Genomic DNA, 13,168 nt, shown 5'->3' with positions numbered 1-13,168 from the left:
GTTGCGCCCATGCTGGACTGGACCGACCGCCACTGCCGCTTTTTCCACCGCCTGCTCACCAAGCAGACCCGGCTCTACACCGAGATGGTCACCACCGGTGCGCTGCTGCATGGCGACCAGCCACGGCATCTGGACTTCAATCCGGAGGAGCATCCGGTGGCCCTGCAGCTGGGCGGCTCCGAGCCCGCGGACCTGGCCGCCTGCGCCAGGCTGGCCGAGCGCTGGGGCTACGACGAGGTGAACCTGAACTGCGGCTGCCCCAGCGAGCGGGTGCAGCGCGGTGCCTTCGGCGCCTGCCTGATGGCCGAGCCCGGCCTGGTTGCCGATGGCGTGAAGGCGATGCGCGATGCCGTCTCGCACATTCCCGTCACGGTGAAGCACCGCATCGGCATCGATCGCATCGAGAGCTACGACTTCGTGCGCGACTTCGTCGGCCGCATCGCCGAGGCCGGCTGCGAGGTCTTCATCGTGCATGCGCGCAATGCCTGGCTGCAAGGCCTCTCGCCCAAGGAGAACCGCGAGGTGCCGCCGCTGCGCTACGAGCTGGTGCACCGGCTCAAGCGCGAGTTCCCGGCGCTCACCATCGTGCTCAACGGCGGCATCAAGACCGACGCCGAGATCGCCGAGCAACTGCAGTATGTCGATGGCGTGATGGTGGGCCGCCAGGCCTATCACGAGCCCTGGCAGATGGCGGCCTGGGACGAACGCTTCTTCGGCCGCAGCGGCCCAGCCGAGCTTGGCCCGGGCGGGCGCGAGCAGGTGGAAGAGGCCTGGATCGCCTATCTGCAACAGCAGGTGGCGCAGGGCCGGCCCTGGTCGCAGGCGATGCGCCACGCGCTGGGCCTGTGGAACGGCGCCGCCGGCGCAAGGCGCTGGCGCCAGGTCTGGTCCGACCATCATCTGAAGGGCCTGCCGCCGGCGGTGGTGCAGGGCCAGGCGAGCGCGGCGCGCCTCGGTGTGGCGGCGCATGTAGCGCAGGGCGCACGCGCGGCCTGACGGCTGGCACGGGCGCCCGGGCCCACAAGCCTGGCATGCTGGCAGCATCAAGGAGACCCCATGTTGCGCCACCTGCTTGTGTTGAGCCTCATGCTGTGCACCGCGGCCCACGCTGCCGCCCCACAAACGCTGGATGATGGCGTCTTCTGGCTGCCCGGCAGTCATGCCCCGGGCGCCCAGCCCGACGGCAACAGCGTGCTGCTGCGCGGTGCGCAGGGCTGGGTGCTGGTGGACAGCGGCCGCCACGCCGCGCACACCCAGGCGCTGCTGGATTTCATGCGCGCCGAGGGGCAGGGCGGCGCGGCGCTTGCCCTCGTCAACAGCCATTGGCATCTCGACCATCTGGGCGGCAATGCGCTCATCCGGCAGCAATGGCCGGGGCTGCGCGTCTACGCCAGCGCGGCCGTCGACGGCGCGCTGCAGGGCTGGCTCGCCGCTTACCGCCGGCAGCTCGAGGGATTGATCGAGAAGCCGCAAGACCTTGATGAAAGCAGCCTGAGTTCGGCGCGCATCGACCTGGCCCTGCTGCAGCAGGCCGAGCGCCTGCGCCCCGACGAGCGGCTCAGCGCGCCCCAGCAAGACCTGACCCTGGCCGGACGCAAGCTGCGCCTGGGCGTGATCAAGGGGGCGGTGAGCGGTGGCGATGTCTGGCTGCTGGATCTGGCCAGCCAGACCCTGGTGGCGGGCGATCTGGTGACCCTGCCCGTGCCGTTTCTCGATACCGCCTGCGCGGGCGGCTGGCAGGCCGCGCTGGCGACGCTGGCGGCCCAGCCCTTCACCCGCCTGGTGCCCGGTCATGGGCCGGTGCTGAGCCGGCAGGAGTTCCAGCACTATCGCGAGTCCTATGGGCGGCTGCTGCAATGCGCCGCCTCCGCGCAGGGGCCGGGGGCATGCGCCGATCAATGGCTGCAGGATGCCGCGGCCTGGATCGCGCCCGCCGAACAGCCGCGCGCCCGCGCCATGCTGGGCTACTATTTCCAGCAGCATCTGCGCGCCGCCACGCGCGACCGCTTCTGCAGCGCCCCGCCATGAACGACCGGATTCTCTTGTTCTTCCACTGCTACGACACCGCCCTCGGCTGCTGCGGCATCGCCTGGGGCGAGCGCGGCATCGTCGGCGCGCAGCTGCCGGAGGAAAGCGCGGCGGCCACGCGCGACCGCATGCGCGTGCGCTTCCCGACAGCGCGCGAAACTGCCGCGCCGCCGGCCGAGGTATGGGCCGCCATCGAGGGCGTGCAAGCCCTGCTGCGCGGCGAGCCGCGCGACCTGCTGGAGTTCCGCCTCGATGAGACCGGCATCCCCGCGTTCAACCAGCGCGTGCATGCGCTGACCCGCCGCATCCCGGTGGGCCAGACGCGCACCTATGGCGAGCTGGCCCAGGCCCTGGGCCTGCCCGGCGCGGCGCGCGCGGTGGGCCAGGCCGAGGGCCACAACCCCTTCGCCCCCATCGTGCCCTGCCACCGCGTGATGGGTGCGGGTGGCGTGGGCACGGGCTTCTCGGCCCATGGCGGGGTGGCCACCAAGCTGAGGCTGCTGGCCATCGAGGCGCGCGCCACCGGGCAAATGGCCGGCGAGCAGTCGGGCTTGTTCGGCTGACTCATACAATTGGCCCCCCTCCCAGCCTTCCCGATCACCGGGACCCGCCCATGTCCTTCGCCTCCCTGGGCCTGATGCCCGCCCTCGTGCACGCGGTGCGCGAGCAGGGCTACCACGCGCCCACGGCGATACAGACGGCCGCCATTCCCACCATCCTCGGCGGCGGCGATGTGCTGGGTCTGGCCCAGACCGGCTCGGGCAAGACCGCCGCCTACGCGCTGCCGCTGTTGCAGCGCGTCTGGGAGCAGGGCGCCGATGCGGCGCGCCAGCCGCGCGCGCTGGTGCTGGTGCCCACGCGCGAGCTGGTGAGCCAGGTGGGCGAGGCGCTGCGCGAGTTCGCGCAGGCGCTGCCGGCCAGGCTGCGCATCGCGCTGGCCTTCGGGGGCGTCTCGATCAACCCGCAGTTGATGGGCTTGCGCGGCGGTTGCGATGTGATGGTGGCCACGCCCGGTCGCCTGCTGGACCTGATCGAACACAATGCCCTGCGCCTAGGCGCCGTGCACACCCTGGTGCTGGACGAGGCGGACCGCCTGCTCGACCTGGGCTTTGCCGATGAGCTGAACCGGCTGCTGGCGCTGCTGCCGCAGCGGCGCCAGAATCTGTTCTTCTCGGCCACCTTCGCGCCCGCCGTCGAGGCGCTGGCGAACGGCTTGCTGCGGGCGCCGGCGCGCATCGCCATCGCGCCCGAGCCGCTGCGCACCGAAGCGATCCAGCAGCGCGCCATCGTCGTCGACGCCGCCAAGCGCACGCCGCTGCTGCGCCATCTGCTGCAGCAGGAGGCCTGGCCGCGCGCGCTGGTGTTCGTGGCCACCAAATACGCCACCGAGCATGTCTCCGACAAGCTCTGGGCCCATGGCATCAAGGCCGCCGCCCTGCATGGTGAGCTGAGCCAGGGGGCGCGCACGCGCGTGCTGCAGGCGCTCAAGGACGGCGAGCTGCAGGTGCTGGTGGCCACCGATGTGGCGGCCCGCGGCCTGGACATCCCGGAGCTGCCGGTGGTGCTCAACTACGACCTGCCGCGTTCGGCGGCCGACTACCTGCACCGCATCGGCCGCACCGGCCGCGCCGGCGCCAGCGGTCAGGCGCTGAGCTTCATCAGCGGCGAGACCGTGACGAACTCCGAAGCGCATTTCCGCCTGATCGAGAAGCGCCAGGGCCAGCGCGTGGCGCGCGAGCAGATCGCCGGCTTCGAGCCGGCCGCCGCGCTCAGCGCCGAGCCCGGCCCCGGCGGCATCAAGGGCCGGCGCAAGAGCAAGAAGGACAAGCTGCGTGAAGCAGCAGCAGCAGCGGCGGCGGCCGCGGCCGATGGGCTTCAGCCCTTGTTGGCGTCGAAGTAATAGGCCAGGCGCTTGCGCGGCGAGAGGTAGTCGAACACCGCCTCGGGCAGTTGCTGGGGCTTGAGGGTGCGCACGATGCTCACATCGGCCTCCTGCTCCAGGTCCACCAGGATGGCCTGGTCCCGCGGCACGCCGGCGTCGTAGACCAGCACCATGGGCTTGAGCGGCCGGGCGCTGTTGACCGAGACCACCATGGCCATGCTGTCGTTGGACAGCACCACCACCGTGCCGGGTGGGTAGATGCCCATGCAGCGGATGAAGGTGCTCAGCGGCAGGGCCTCGAACTGGCCGCGTTGCTGGCCATACATCACCGAGAGCGCCTCGTGCGGCGTCATCGCGCGCGCCGGGTTGGCCGGGTTGCAGAGATTGTCGAAGCTGTTGGCCACCGCCACGATGCGCGCCAGCATCGAGATCTGCGGGCCCTTCAGCCCCTCCGGATAGCCGCCACCGTCGACGCGCTCATGGTGCTGGACGATCACGTTCAGCACCTCGGGCGAGAGCCCCAGCTTGCGCCCCGTCACCAGGCCGTACTGGCAATGCTGGCGCAGCAGATCGGCCTCGGGCTTGGTGAGCGGCTCCTGCTTGCGCACGATGCGCTCGGGCACGTCGAATTTGCCGATGTCGTGCAGCAGGGCGGCCAGGCCCAGCAGCTTGATGGCCTCGGGCGGCGCCTTCAGCTCCTTGGCCAGCATCATCGCCAGCACCGTCACGTTGAGGGCGTGGTGGTAGGTCTCGTCGGCGCCGATCTTGTCCTTCATCAGATTGATGGCCACCTCGGCATCGGTGAGCATGGACTCGGCCATGGTGGCCACCAGCTTGAGCGCTTCCTCGCGGGCCTGCTCGGGCTGGGAGAACAGGTTCTGGTTGACGCTCTTGAGCGCCTTGGCCGCGGAGAGGAATTCGCGCTCGCAGGCCTCCACGCGGGCGCGCTGCGCGGCCAGCCGCGCGACGCGCTCGCGCTTGGCGCGGTAGGCCTCGCTGTCGAGATCGCTGCTGGCCGCGGGCGGTGCCTCGCGGCCGGCGTCCACCGCCGGCAGGGCCAGCGGCTCACCGTCGCTCTTGCCGGGCAGATAGCGGATGCGCTTGAGCCCCAGCGACTGCAGGGTCAGGATCTGGTTCAGATCCTTGATCTTAAAGCTGGAGAAGGTGAAGGGATGCTCGGTCCAGGGCAGATCGAGCATCACATGCAGGCCGATGCAGAGCTGGCTCGGGTGGATGTAATCGGGGCCTGTTGCCATGACGCGCTGACTGGGGAGGTAGATCTGCCTGCATCATGCGCGCTGGCCGCGCCGGCGCGCAAGGCGTCAGATCAATCCCAGGGCGCGGTCTCGAGCGTCGGCGCACTGGCCGGGGCCAGGTCTTGCGGCAGCGCCGCCGGCAGGCTGCCGCCGGCGGCAAAGTCGTGCTCGCCGCCCAGGCCCTCGATCAGCTCGGGGATCAGCTGGCCCAGCTCCAGCGTGGCCAGCGCCGCATCGGCGTCGAAGGCCTCGTCCTTGGCGGGCTTGTCGCGACCCTCGAAGACCAGATCCAGGAAGGCGATCTTCTTGATCTGCAAGGTGTCGGTGAGCATGAAGGAGACGCGGTCGCGCCAGCTCATCGCCAGCTTGGTGGGCGCCTTGCCGCCGGTGAGGTGCTGGCGCACCTCCTCGATGTCCAGCGCATGGCGGGCATAGCGCACCACCGACTTCATCTCGTCCTCGCTCTTGAGCTCGCACTCGCGGTCGATCGTGAAACCGGCGGGCGGCACGCCGTCCAGCAGCCAGGCCGTCATGCAGGCGGCTGGCGACTCGGCCGTCTGCACCAGCTGCAGCGAAAGCCCGTCGAGCTGCTTGACCAGCAGTGTCACCACCTCGTCGGCCTTGGCCGGCGAGCTGGCATCGATCATCAAGAGGCCCTGGCGCGGGTTGATCCAGATGCGGATCGACGATTGCTTGGTGAAGGCCTGAGGCAGCAGCTCGTGCGTGACCTGCTCCTTCAGCTCGTTCTTGGCCTTCTTGCCCGGCTTGCGGCCGGTTTCCTGCTCCATGCGCTCGGCCAGCTCCTCGACCCGGCGCTTCACCACCGAGCCCGGCAGCACGCGCTGCTCGATCATCAGCTTGAGCAGCAGATGGCCGCCCACGTTCTCTACCAGCGGGGCGTGCTTGACGCCGCGCGGCTCTACCCAGCCCATCGAAAGCGCCTGCGAGGCGCCACATTCGACGAAGGCGCCCTGGGCCAGGGCATCCTCGAACTGTTCGATGGTGGGCTGCCAGTCGGGGGCGATCCGGTACACGATCAGGTTCTTGAACACTGCAAAATCCTCGGGGAGAAAAAAGGGCGCCCGGCCGAGCCGGGCGCCCCTGGCATGAAAGCCGCTATTGTCTCAGGACCGGAGGGCCTTGCGCCGCGCCAGGCCCAGCAGTCCGAACCCGGCCAGCCACAGGGCCAGCGTCGCCGGCTCGGGCACGGCGACGATGGCCTGCATAGTGCCGGTGAAGCTGCCGGTGCCGGTGAAGGTGAGCCCGGTGACGAAGGCGGTGGGATCGAAGGCGCTGAGCTCGGCGGAGGGCTCGATGCCGCGGATCTGGAAGCGGTCGACGCCGCCGGCATGGCCGGCCGCGACGAAGTCGAAGCCGGCACCGGCGGCCAGGCCGGCCTGCGCCAGGGTCCAGGCGCTGCCATCCCACAGATAGACCTCGTAGAGCCCGTCGCCGACCTGGCTGGCAATCTGCACGCTCTTGAAGTTCGGGTCGCCGATGCCGGTGCGGTAGTCGAAGCCGCTGGCGATGGCCGGGTCGATGAAGGTCACCGCATCGGCCGAGACCGAGTCGACATGGAACTGGTAGACCGGGCCCTGCTCGGCTCCGACCACATTGGCCACCGGGCTCAGCGTCGGCAGCGCGATATTCGTCGGCGCGCCGACCAGGCTGGCCGGATCGATCGGCGTGTAGTCGAAGAAGGATTGCGAGCGCGACTGCACGCTGTGGTCCCCCCGCAAATGATCCAGCGAGATGGCCAGCGAGTACGAGGTGCCGTATTGCAGCAGGCCCGCAGGCAGGGTCAGCGACTGGCCCGAGGCGACCGTCTGCGTGTAGATCACGTCGCTCTGCTGCGTCGATCCCGGCGAGGTCGGGGTCATCGAGATCGAAGGGATCTGGTGGCTGTTGTCGAAGACGCGCACCTGCACCTGGTCGATCGAGGTGGCCGAGGCCGGCAGGGTCCAGCTGACGGTGGGCGTCAGCCCGGCCGATTGCAGCGACATGCTTTGCACGAAGGGCATGGCGGCCACCGCGCCGACCGGCGGCGCGGCGACGATGGTGCGGGTGCCGCTGGCGAAGCTGCTGTCGGTCGACAGCCAGATGTTCCAGGCCCCGGTCAGGTTCGGGTCATAGGCGCGCGCGCCGTAGTACTGCAGCGGCTGGGTCGAGAAATCGCGCGCCAGGATGCGCTGGCGCACCCAGCCGGCGCCGCTGACGCTGGCCGCGCAGCTGATGCCTAACGGGCATTGCGCGGCAAAACTCCAGACGGTAGCGCCGGCCTCCGAAGGTGGCGCTTCGGGGTTGAACAGACCCCAGAACAACAGGTCGCCGCTGCCGCGGTTGGTGCTGTTGGCGCTGTTCTGCAAGCGCATCGCGAAGCTCGCGCCGGCGCTGGGCAGGTCGGCCTGGGCGGTGGCGATGACGGCCAGCAGGGCCGTGGCAGCGATCGTGCGGGGCAGGAGGGGCATGGCGATCTCCATCGGGGCGTGGCCCAGGATAGGGCCGCCCCGCGGGCGCCGCGTCCATAGATTTGACTAGCCGGCCTCGGCCGCCAGCCGCCGCAGCACTTCCTCGAACACCGCCGGCTCCTGGCCGCCCTGGATCAGGTGGCGGTCGTTGATGATGATGGAGGGCACCGAGTGGATGCCCTGGGCCTGGTAGAAGGCCTCGCGCTCGCGCACCTCGGCGGCGTAGCGCTCGGAGGCGAGCACCGCGCGCGCGGCCTCCACATCCAGCCCCAGCGCCGGGCTCAGCGCGCGCACCGCGTCCAGCATCACGCCATGGTCGCCGGGGTTCTTGCCGTCGGTGAAATAGGCGCCGAACAGCGCCAGCTTGAGCTCGCGCTGCGCCTCCGGGCTCTGCTCGCCGGCCCAGTGCAGCAGGCGGTGGGCGTCGAAGGTGTTGTAGATGCGGCTGCGGTTCTGCATGTCGAACACAAAGCCCAGCTCGGCACCACGCTTGCGGATCGCTTCGCGCACGCCGGCGGCCTGCTCGGTGCTGGCACCGTACTTCTGCTGCAGGTGCTCGTCGATGTTCTGGCCCTCGGCGCCCATCTGGGGGTTGAGCTCGAAGGGCTGGAAATGCATCTCCACCGGCAGATCGGGCATGCGCGCCAGCGCCTGCTGCAGCGATTTGAGCCCGATGGCGCACCAGGGGCAGGAGATGTCGGAGACGAAATCGATTTTCATGGCCGGCACTTTAGCCAAGCCGCCGGTCGCTTGCTCGCGCCAGGTAAAACCACTCATGGCCGGCCAGGGCTTTCGAGTTCGGGAAGACGATGCGGCCATCGGCCGGCGCCAGCACCGGCGTGCCGTCGTGGCGCGTGCCGATGCGCTGGCCCTGCGTGAGCGCGTCGAAGCTGGCCCATTCGCGCTCGAAGCGGTCGCCCTCGTGCTGGCGGTCCACCACCTCGTAGAGCTTGAGCAATTCGGGTGGGCTGGCGGGGCGGTGCGCATCGACGCTCGCGGGCGCCAGCATGCCCAGCAGCACCAGGGTGCGCAGGATGGCCAGGTACGCCACCTCGGGGGCCTGCGGGTCGGCATGCTGGCCGCATTCCAGCGTCACGCCATAGCCGCCGCGGGCGCGCATGTACTCGGTCGTGCCCATGCCGTAATGCGGGTCCTGCAGGGGCGCGCCCTGCTCGGCGCGGCGGCGCAGGCCCAGCTCGTAGGTCGAGAGCCAGCCCTCGACGATGCGCGTGGGGCCCAGTGCCGCGGCCAGCGCGGCCTCGGCGCTAGCATGGGCAAACGGCTCCAGCTCGCCCTGGTTGTCGCGCGGGCCCAGCATCACGAAGGCCTGGCCCTGGCCTTGGAAGGAATGCAGGTCCAGCAGCACCTCGTGCGCGGCCAGCAGGGGGCAGAGCTGGTTGGCGATGCGGTCCTCGACATCCTGCGGGATCGGGCACTCGCGCAGATTGCGGTTCAGGTTGCGCTCGCCCTCGCGCTGGCCGCGCTGGTAGGCCAGCGGGTTGACCACCGGCACGCAGGTGAGGGTGCCGCGCAGCAGGCGCAGTGCGCCGCGGTCGAGTTGCTCCAGCAGGCGCGTGATCGCCAGGCTGCCGCAGATCTCGTTGCCGTGCACGGCGCCGGTGATGAGCAGGCGCGGGCCCTTGGCCAGGCCGGCAAACTGGTGGATGCGCAGATGGGTGGGGGTGTCGGAACTCGTCATGGCGCGATGGTAGGGTAGCCGCGCGGCGGCAGGCCATCGCTTTTCATCGCGGCCCTATGCCCTGATCCGCTCGGGCCAGGTCGCCAGCAGCACGCCGGTCAGCGCCAGGCCGTAGGCCAGGGCCTGCATGCTGCCGATTGCCTCGCCCAGCGCCAACAGCCCGACCAGGGCGGTGGCGATGGGCAAAAAAACCATGAAGACGCCGGCACGCGCCGCCGGCACCTGCTGCAGGCCGTGCATCCACAGCCACACCGTCACCATGCTGGCGGCGGTGGCATAGAAGGCCAGCAAGCCCCAGCTGGCCATGGACACGGCAGCGAAGTCGAAGCGACAGGCCTGCCACAGGCCCAAGGGCGTCACCAGCACCAGGCCCCAGAGGTTGATCAGGGCGCTGATGCGGCGCGGGGGCAGGTCTTGCGTGAGGCGCTTGCCGATCACCACATAGCAGGCCTCGCACAGCACCGCGGCCAGCACCAGCAGCGGGCCCCAGGTGGTGCCCGCGCCGCCGCCGCCGTCAGCGCGCGTGAGCGCCACCACGGCGATGCCGGCCACGCTCAGCGCCACCCCTATCAGCACGCGCGGGGCGATGTGCTCGCGCAGGAACAGCCAGCTAAAGGCCGCCACCGCCGCCGGTATGCCCGCCAGCAGCACGCCGGCCACCACCGCCGAGGTGCTGCGCAGGCCATAGAGCAGGCAGATCGAGAACAGGAAGTTGCCGATGAAGGACTCCAGGAACAGCAGGCCGCGCGTGCGGCGGTCCAGCCGGGGCTCGTGCGGCGCGGGCCGCAGCCAGCTCAGCATCAGCACGGCCGCAAAGCCGAAGCGCAGCCAGGCCAGCAGGAACACCGGGAACACCAGCACCAGCAGCTTGGACAGGCCCACATAGCTGCCGACCAGGCCGGTGCTGAGGGCCAGGCTGGCATAGGCCAGCCAGGGTGTGCGGGCGGAGCTCAATCGCCGGGGCTTCAGTAGCGTTCGGCGTACTGGCGCAGTTCCCAGTCGCTCACGTGGCGCGCATGGGCCAGCGCCTCGGCACGCTTGAGCCGCAGGAACTGCGCGCGCAGCTCTTCGCCCAGCGCCGCACCGATCACCGCATCGGCCTCCAGCGCGTCCAGCGCCTGGTCCAGCGATTGCGGCAGCAGGGCGATGCCGCGCTGGCGCAATGCCGGCAGCGAGAGCTCGAACAGATCGTCCTGGCAGGCCGGGGGCGGGGCCAGACGGCGCTGGATGCCGTCCAGCCCGGCGGCGATCAGGCCCGCGGTGGCCAGATAGGGATTGGCCGAGGCATCCGGCAGGCGCCACTCGAAGCGGCCCTTGAGCGTGCGCACCAGGGCCGTGCGGTTGTTGGGGCCATGGGCCACATAGGCGGGGGCCCAACTGGTGCCGGAGAGCGATTCGCCCACCACCAGGCGCTTGTAGGAGTTGACGGTGGGCGCGGCCAGCGCGCACAGCGCGCCGGCATGGGCCAGCACGCCGGCGATGAAATGCTGCATCAGCGCCGCGCCGCCCGGTGCCGGCTGGCCCGGATGGTCCTCGAACATGCACTGCGCTTCCTCGCCCTCGCCACGCCACATCGAGACATGGAAATGCATGCCGCTGCCGGGCTGGTTGGCGAAGGGCTTGGGCATCATCGAGAACACGGCGCCATGCTGCTCGGCGATCGCCTGGGCGGCGAGCTTGAACAGCATCAGGTGGTCGGCGCTGCGCAGCGCCAGGTCGTGGCCGAAGTTGAGCTCGTACTGGCCTTGCGCGTCCTCATGGTCGATCTGCAGCACCTCCAGCCCGCTGCTGGCCAGGGCCTTGTGCAGCTCGCGCAGCAGGCCGGCCTGGCGTGGCAGGGTCTTGAGGTCGTAGGAGGGCTTGTCCAGCCCGTCCCGCGCATCGAAGGGCAGGTAGCCGGCCTGTGCATCGCGGCGCAGCAGGAAGAACTCGGGCTCGATGCCGGTGCGCAGATACCAGCCCTGCTTGGCGAGCTGCGCCTCGGCGCGGCGCAGCACCTGGCGCGGGCAGGCGTCAAAGGGCTCACCGGCCACATAGCCGTCGCAGACGATGCGCGCATAGCCGGGCATCCAGGGCAGCACCTGGGCCGTGCTGGCGATGCCGCGGCCCCAGTACTCGCTGCGCGGGCCGGTGCGCGGCAGGCCGGTGCCGGCGATCGAGGGGCCGGAGAAGCCGGCACCCTCGGTGAGCAGCTGGTCGAGCTGCTCGATCGGCAGGTATTTGCCCTTGGCGACGCCGTGGATGTCGGTGAACTGCGCCAGCAGGGTGTGGACCTGGGCGGAACGGAGTTGCTGCAGCAGGTCTTTCATGTGGTCCTCGCCGACCCGCGGGGGTCAGGTGTTGATGCGCAGCCAGGTGGTCTTGAGCTCGGTGTACTTGTCGAAGGCATGCAGGGACTTGTCGCGCCCGTTGCCGCTCTGCTTGTAGCCGCCGAAGGGCACGGTGATGTCGTCCTCGTCGTACTGGTTCACATGCACGGTGCCGGCGCGCAGGGCTCGGGCCACGCGGTGCGCACGGTCCACATGGCTGCTCCAGACGCTGGCCTGCAGACCGTAACTCGAATCATTGGCCTGCGCAATCGCGTCGGCCTCGTCCTTGAAGCGCAGCACGCTCATCACCGGGCCGAAGATCTCCTCGCGGGCGATCTTCATCTGGTTGCTAACGCCGGCGAACACGGTGGGCTCGACATAGAAGCCGCCGCTCTCGCTGCGCGCCTGCTTGCCACCCACCACCGCGCGGGCACCCTCGCCATGGCCGGCCTCGATATAGCTCATCACGGTGCGCAGCTGGCCGTCGTCGACCAGGGCGCCCATCACGGTCTTGGGGTCGAGCGGATCGCCCGGCTGGTAGGCTGGGGCCTCGGCGGCCACCAGGGCGACGAACTCGTCGGCAATGCTTTCGTGCACCAGCACGCGCGAGGGCGCATTGCAGCTCTCGCCCTGGTTGAAGAACATGCTGCCGGCCACGGTCTGGGCGGCGCGTTTGAGATCGTCGAAATCCGGGAACACCAGGAAGGCCGACTTGCCGCCCAGCTCGTTGTAGACGCGCTTGAGGTTGGAGCGACCCGCGTACTCCAGCATCTTGCGGCCCACCCGGGTGGAACCGGTGAAGCCGATCGCGTCCACGTCCGGGTGCAGGGCCAGAGCCTCGCCGGCCTCGTGGCCAAAGCCCGGCACGACGTTGAACACGCCCTCGGGCAGGCCGGCCTCCAGCGCCAGCTCGGCCAGGCGCAGCGCGGTGAGCGGGGATTTCTCGCTGGGCTTGAGCACCACCGAATTGCCCGCCGCCAGCGCCGGCCCGAGCTTCCAGGCCGCCATGATCATGGGGTAGTTCCAGGGCACGATGGCCCCCACCACGCCCATCGCCTCGCGCTGTATCAGCGCCAGCGCGTTCGGGCCGGTGGGCGCGATCTCGTCGTAGATCTTGTCCACCGCCTCGGCGTACCAGGCGATGCAGCGCGCCGCCGCCGGCACGTCGACGGCGCGCGCGTACTGGATGGGCTTGCCCATGTCCAGGGTCTCCAGCAGGGCCAGCTCGTCCTTGGCGGCGAGGATCTTGTCGGCAAAGGCGAGCAGCACCTTTTTGCGCGCGGCCGGCGGCCGCTGAGCCCAGCGGCCGTCGTCGAAGGCGCGGCGCGCCGCCGCCACCGCGGCATCGATGTCGGCGGCCAAGCCGCGCGACACCTTGCCCAGGCTGCGGCCATGGATGGGCGAGATGCAGTCGAACTGCTGGCCCGCCTCGGTCTCGACGCGCCGCCCGTTGATGACCGGGCGGCCGTCTATCGTCAGCGCGGCCGCGCGCTCATGCCAGTTGATGCTGCTGCTCATACGCAATC

12 protein-coding genes are annotated in these 13,168 nt (G+C 70.1%); 4 read left to right on the top strand and 8 right to left on the bottom strand.

Translation table 11 applies throughout. The features are described from left to right. Positions 1-9: 9 nt before the first annotated feature. From dusA to PFX98_RS20750, 4 genes are read left to right on the top strand one after another with little or no spacing between them, the layout of a single operon-like run. A complete protein-coding gene (gene dusA / locus PFX98_RS20765) occupies positions 10-996 on the top strand; it encodes a tRNA dihydrouridine(20/20a) synthase DusA (RefSeq protein WP_285235660.1) in 987 nt (328 codons plus the stop codon). 60 nt (positions 997-1,056) lie between these two features. Further along, positions 1,057-2,028 carry an MBL fold metallo-hydrolase gene (locus tag PFX98_RS20760; protein WP_285232386.1) on the top strand — a complete coding sequence of 324 codons (972 nt, stop codon included), beginning with the start codon at positions 1,057-1,059 and terminating at the stop codon, positions 2,026-2,028. After that, positions 2,025-2,591, top strand: coding sequence for a methylated-DNA--[protein]-cysteine S-methyltransferase (locus PFX98_RS20755; RefSeq protein WP_285232385.1), 567 nt, complete (start codon positions 2,025-2,027; stop codon positions 2,589-2,591). Before PFX98_RS20760 ends, PFX98_RS20755 begins: the two co-directional genes overlap by 4 nt. 50 nt (positions 2,592-2,641) lie before the next feature. Then, entirely contained in the window at positions 2,642-3,928 is a 1,287-nt protein-coding gene (locus tag PFX98_RS20750; protein WP_285232384.1) for a DEAD/DEAH box helicase, read from the top strand. Here the strand turns inward: PFX98_RS20750 and PFX98_RS20745 are convergent. From PFX98_RS20745 to PFX98_RS20710, 8 genes are all read right to left on the bottom strand, one after another. Further along, complete coding sequence (locus PFX98_RS20745; protein WP_285232383.1) at positions 3,904-5,166, bottom strand: HD-GYP domain-containing protein; 1,263 nt, start codon at positions 5,164-5,166, stop codon at positions 3,904-3,906. The genes PFX98_RS20750 and PFX98_RS20745 overlap by 25 nt on opposite strands. Before the next feature lie 71 nt (positions 5,167-5,237). Then, positions 5,238-6,218, bottom strand: a complete 981-nt coding sequence (locus tag PFX98_RS20740; protein ID WP_285232382.1) for a recombination-associated protein RdgC — start codon at positions 6,216-6,218, stop codon at positions 5,238-5,240. Positions 6,219-6,290: 72 nt separating this feature from the next. Beyond that, complete coding sequence (locus PFX98_RS20735; RefSeq protein WP_285232381.1) at positions 6,291-7,634, bottom strand: PEP-CTERM sorting domain-containing protein; 1,344 nt, start codon at positions 7,632-7,634, stop codon at positions 6,291-6,293. A gap of 66 nt (positions 7,635-7,700) precedes the next feature. Then, positions 7,701-8,354 carry a DsbA family oxidoreductase gene (locus PFX98_RS20730; protein WP_285232380.1) on the bottom strand — a complete coding sequence of 218 codons (654 nt, stop codon included), beginning with the start codon at positions 8,352-8,354 and terminating at the stop codon, positions 7,701-7,703. Positions 8,355-8,364: 10 nt separating this feature from the next. Further along, positions 8,365-9,333, bottom strand: coding sequence for a M14 family metallopeptidase (locus tag PFX98_RS20725; RefSeq protein WP_285232379.1), 969 nt, complete (start codon positions 9,331-9,333; stop codon positions 8,365-8,367). 54 nt (positions 9,334-9,387) lie between these two features. After that, positions 9,388-10,287: a DMT family transporter gene (locus tag PFX98_RS20720; protein ID WP_285232378.1), complete on the bottom strand. Its 900-nt coding sequence runs from the start codon at positions 10,285-10,287 to the stop codon at positions 9,388-9,390. An 11-nt stretch (positions 10,288-10,298) separates the two neighbouring features. After that, the gene (locus tag PFX98_RS20715; protein ID WP_285232377.1) at positions 10,299-11,642 is read right to left on the bottom strand and encodes a type III glutamate--ammonia ligase; all 1,344 of its coding nucleotides are present in this window, start codon (positions 11,640-11,642) and stop codon (positions 10,299-10,301) included. Positions 11,643-11,666: 24 nt separating this feature from the next. Next, on the bottom strand, positions 11,667-13,160 hold the full coding sequence (locus PFX98_RS20710; protein ID WP_285232376.1) for an aldehyde dehydrogenase: 1,494 nt from the start codon (positions 13,158-13,160) through the stop codon (positions 11,667-11,669). Positions 13,161-13,168 lie beyond the last annotated feature (8 nt).

It is taken from the genome of Paucibacter sediminis, from assembly GCF_030254645.1.
GTDB lineage: Bacteria > Pseudomonadota > Gammaproteobacteria > Burkholderiales > Burkholderiaceae_C > Paucibacter_B > Paucibacter_B sediminis.
Note: the sequence above shows the minus strand (reverse complement) of the source record. Positions and strands in the feature narration are given on the sequence as shown.

Coding starts and splice junctions, on each gene's coding strand:
- PFX98_RS20750 (WP_285232384.1), top strand. CDS start 2,642: ATGTCCTTCGCCTCCCTGGGCCTGATGCCCGCCCTCGTGCACGCGGTG.
- dusA (WP_285235660.1), top strand. CDS start 10: ATGCTGGACTGGACCGACCGCCACTGCCGCTTTTTCCACCGCCTGCTC.
- PFX98_RS20715 (WP_285232377.1), bottom strand. CDS start 11,642: ATGAAAGACCTGCTGCAGCAACTCCGTTCCGCCCAGGTCCACACCCTG.
- PFX98_RS20755 (WP_285232385.1), top strand. CDS start 2,025: ATGAACGACCGGATTCTCTTGTTCTTCCACTGCTACGACACCGCCCTC.
- PFX98_RS20730 (WP_285232380.1), bottom strand. CDS start 8,354: ATGAAAATCGATTTCGTCTCCGACATCTCCTGCCCCTGGTGCGCCATC.
- PFX98_RS20735 (WP_285232381.1), bottom strand. CDS start 7,634: ATGCCCCTCCTGCCCCGCACGATCGCTGCCACGGCCCTGCTGGCCGTC.
- PFX98_RS20725 (WP_285232379.1), bottom strand. CDS start 9,333: ATGACGAGTTCCGACACCCCCACCCATCTGCGCATCCACCAGTTTGCC.
- PFX98_RS20745 (WP_285232383.1), bottom strand. CDS start 5,166: ATGGCAACAGGCCCCGATTACATCCACCCGAGCCAGCTCTGCATCGGC.
- PFX98_RS20710 (WP_285232376.1), bottom strand. CDS start 13,160: ATGAGCAGCAGCATCAACTGGCATGAGCGCGCGGCCGCGCTGACGATA.
- PFX98_RS20760 (WP_285232386.1), top strand. CDS start 1,057: ATGTTGCGCCACCTGCTTGTGTTGAGCCTCATGCTGTGCACCGCGGCC.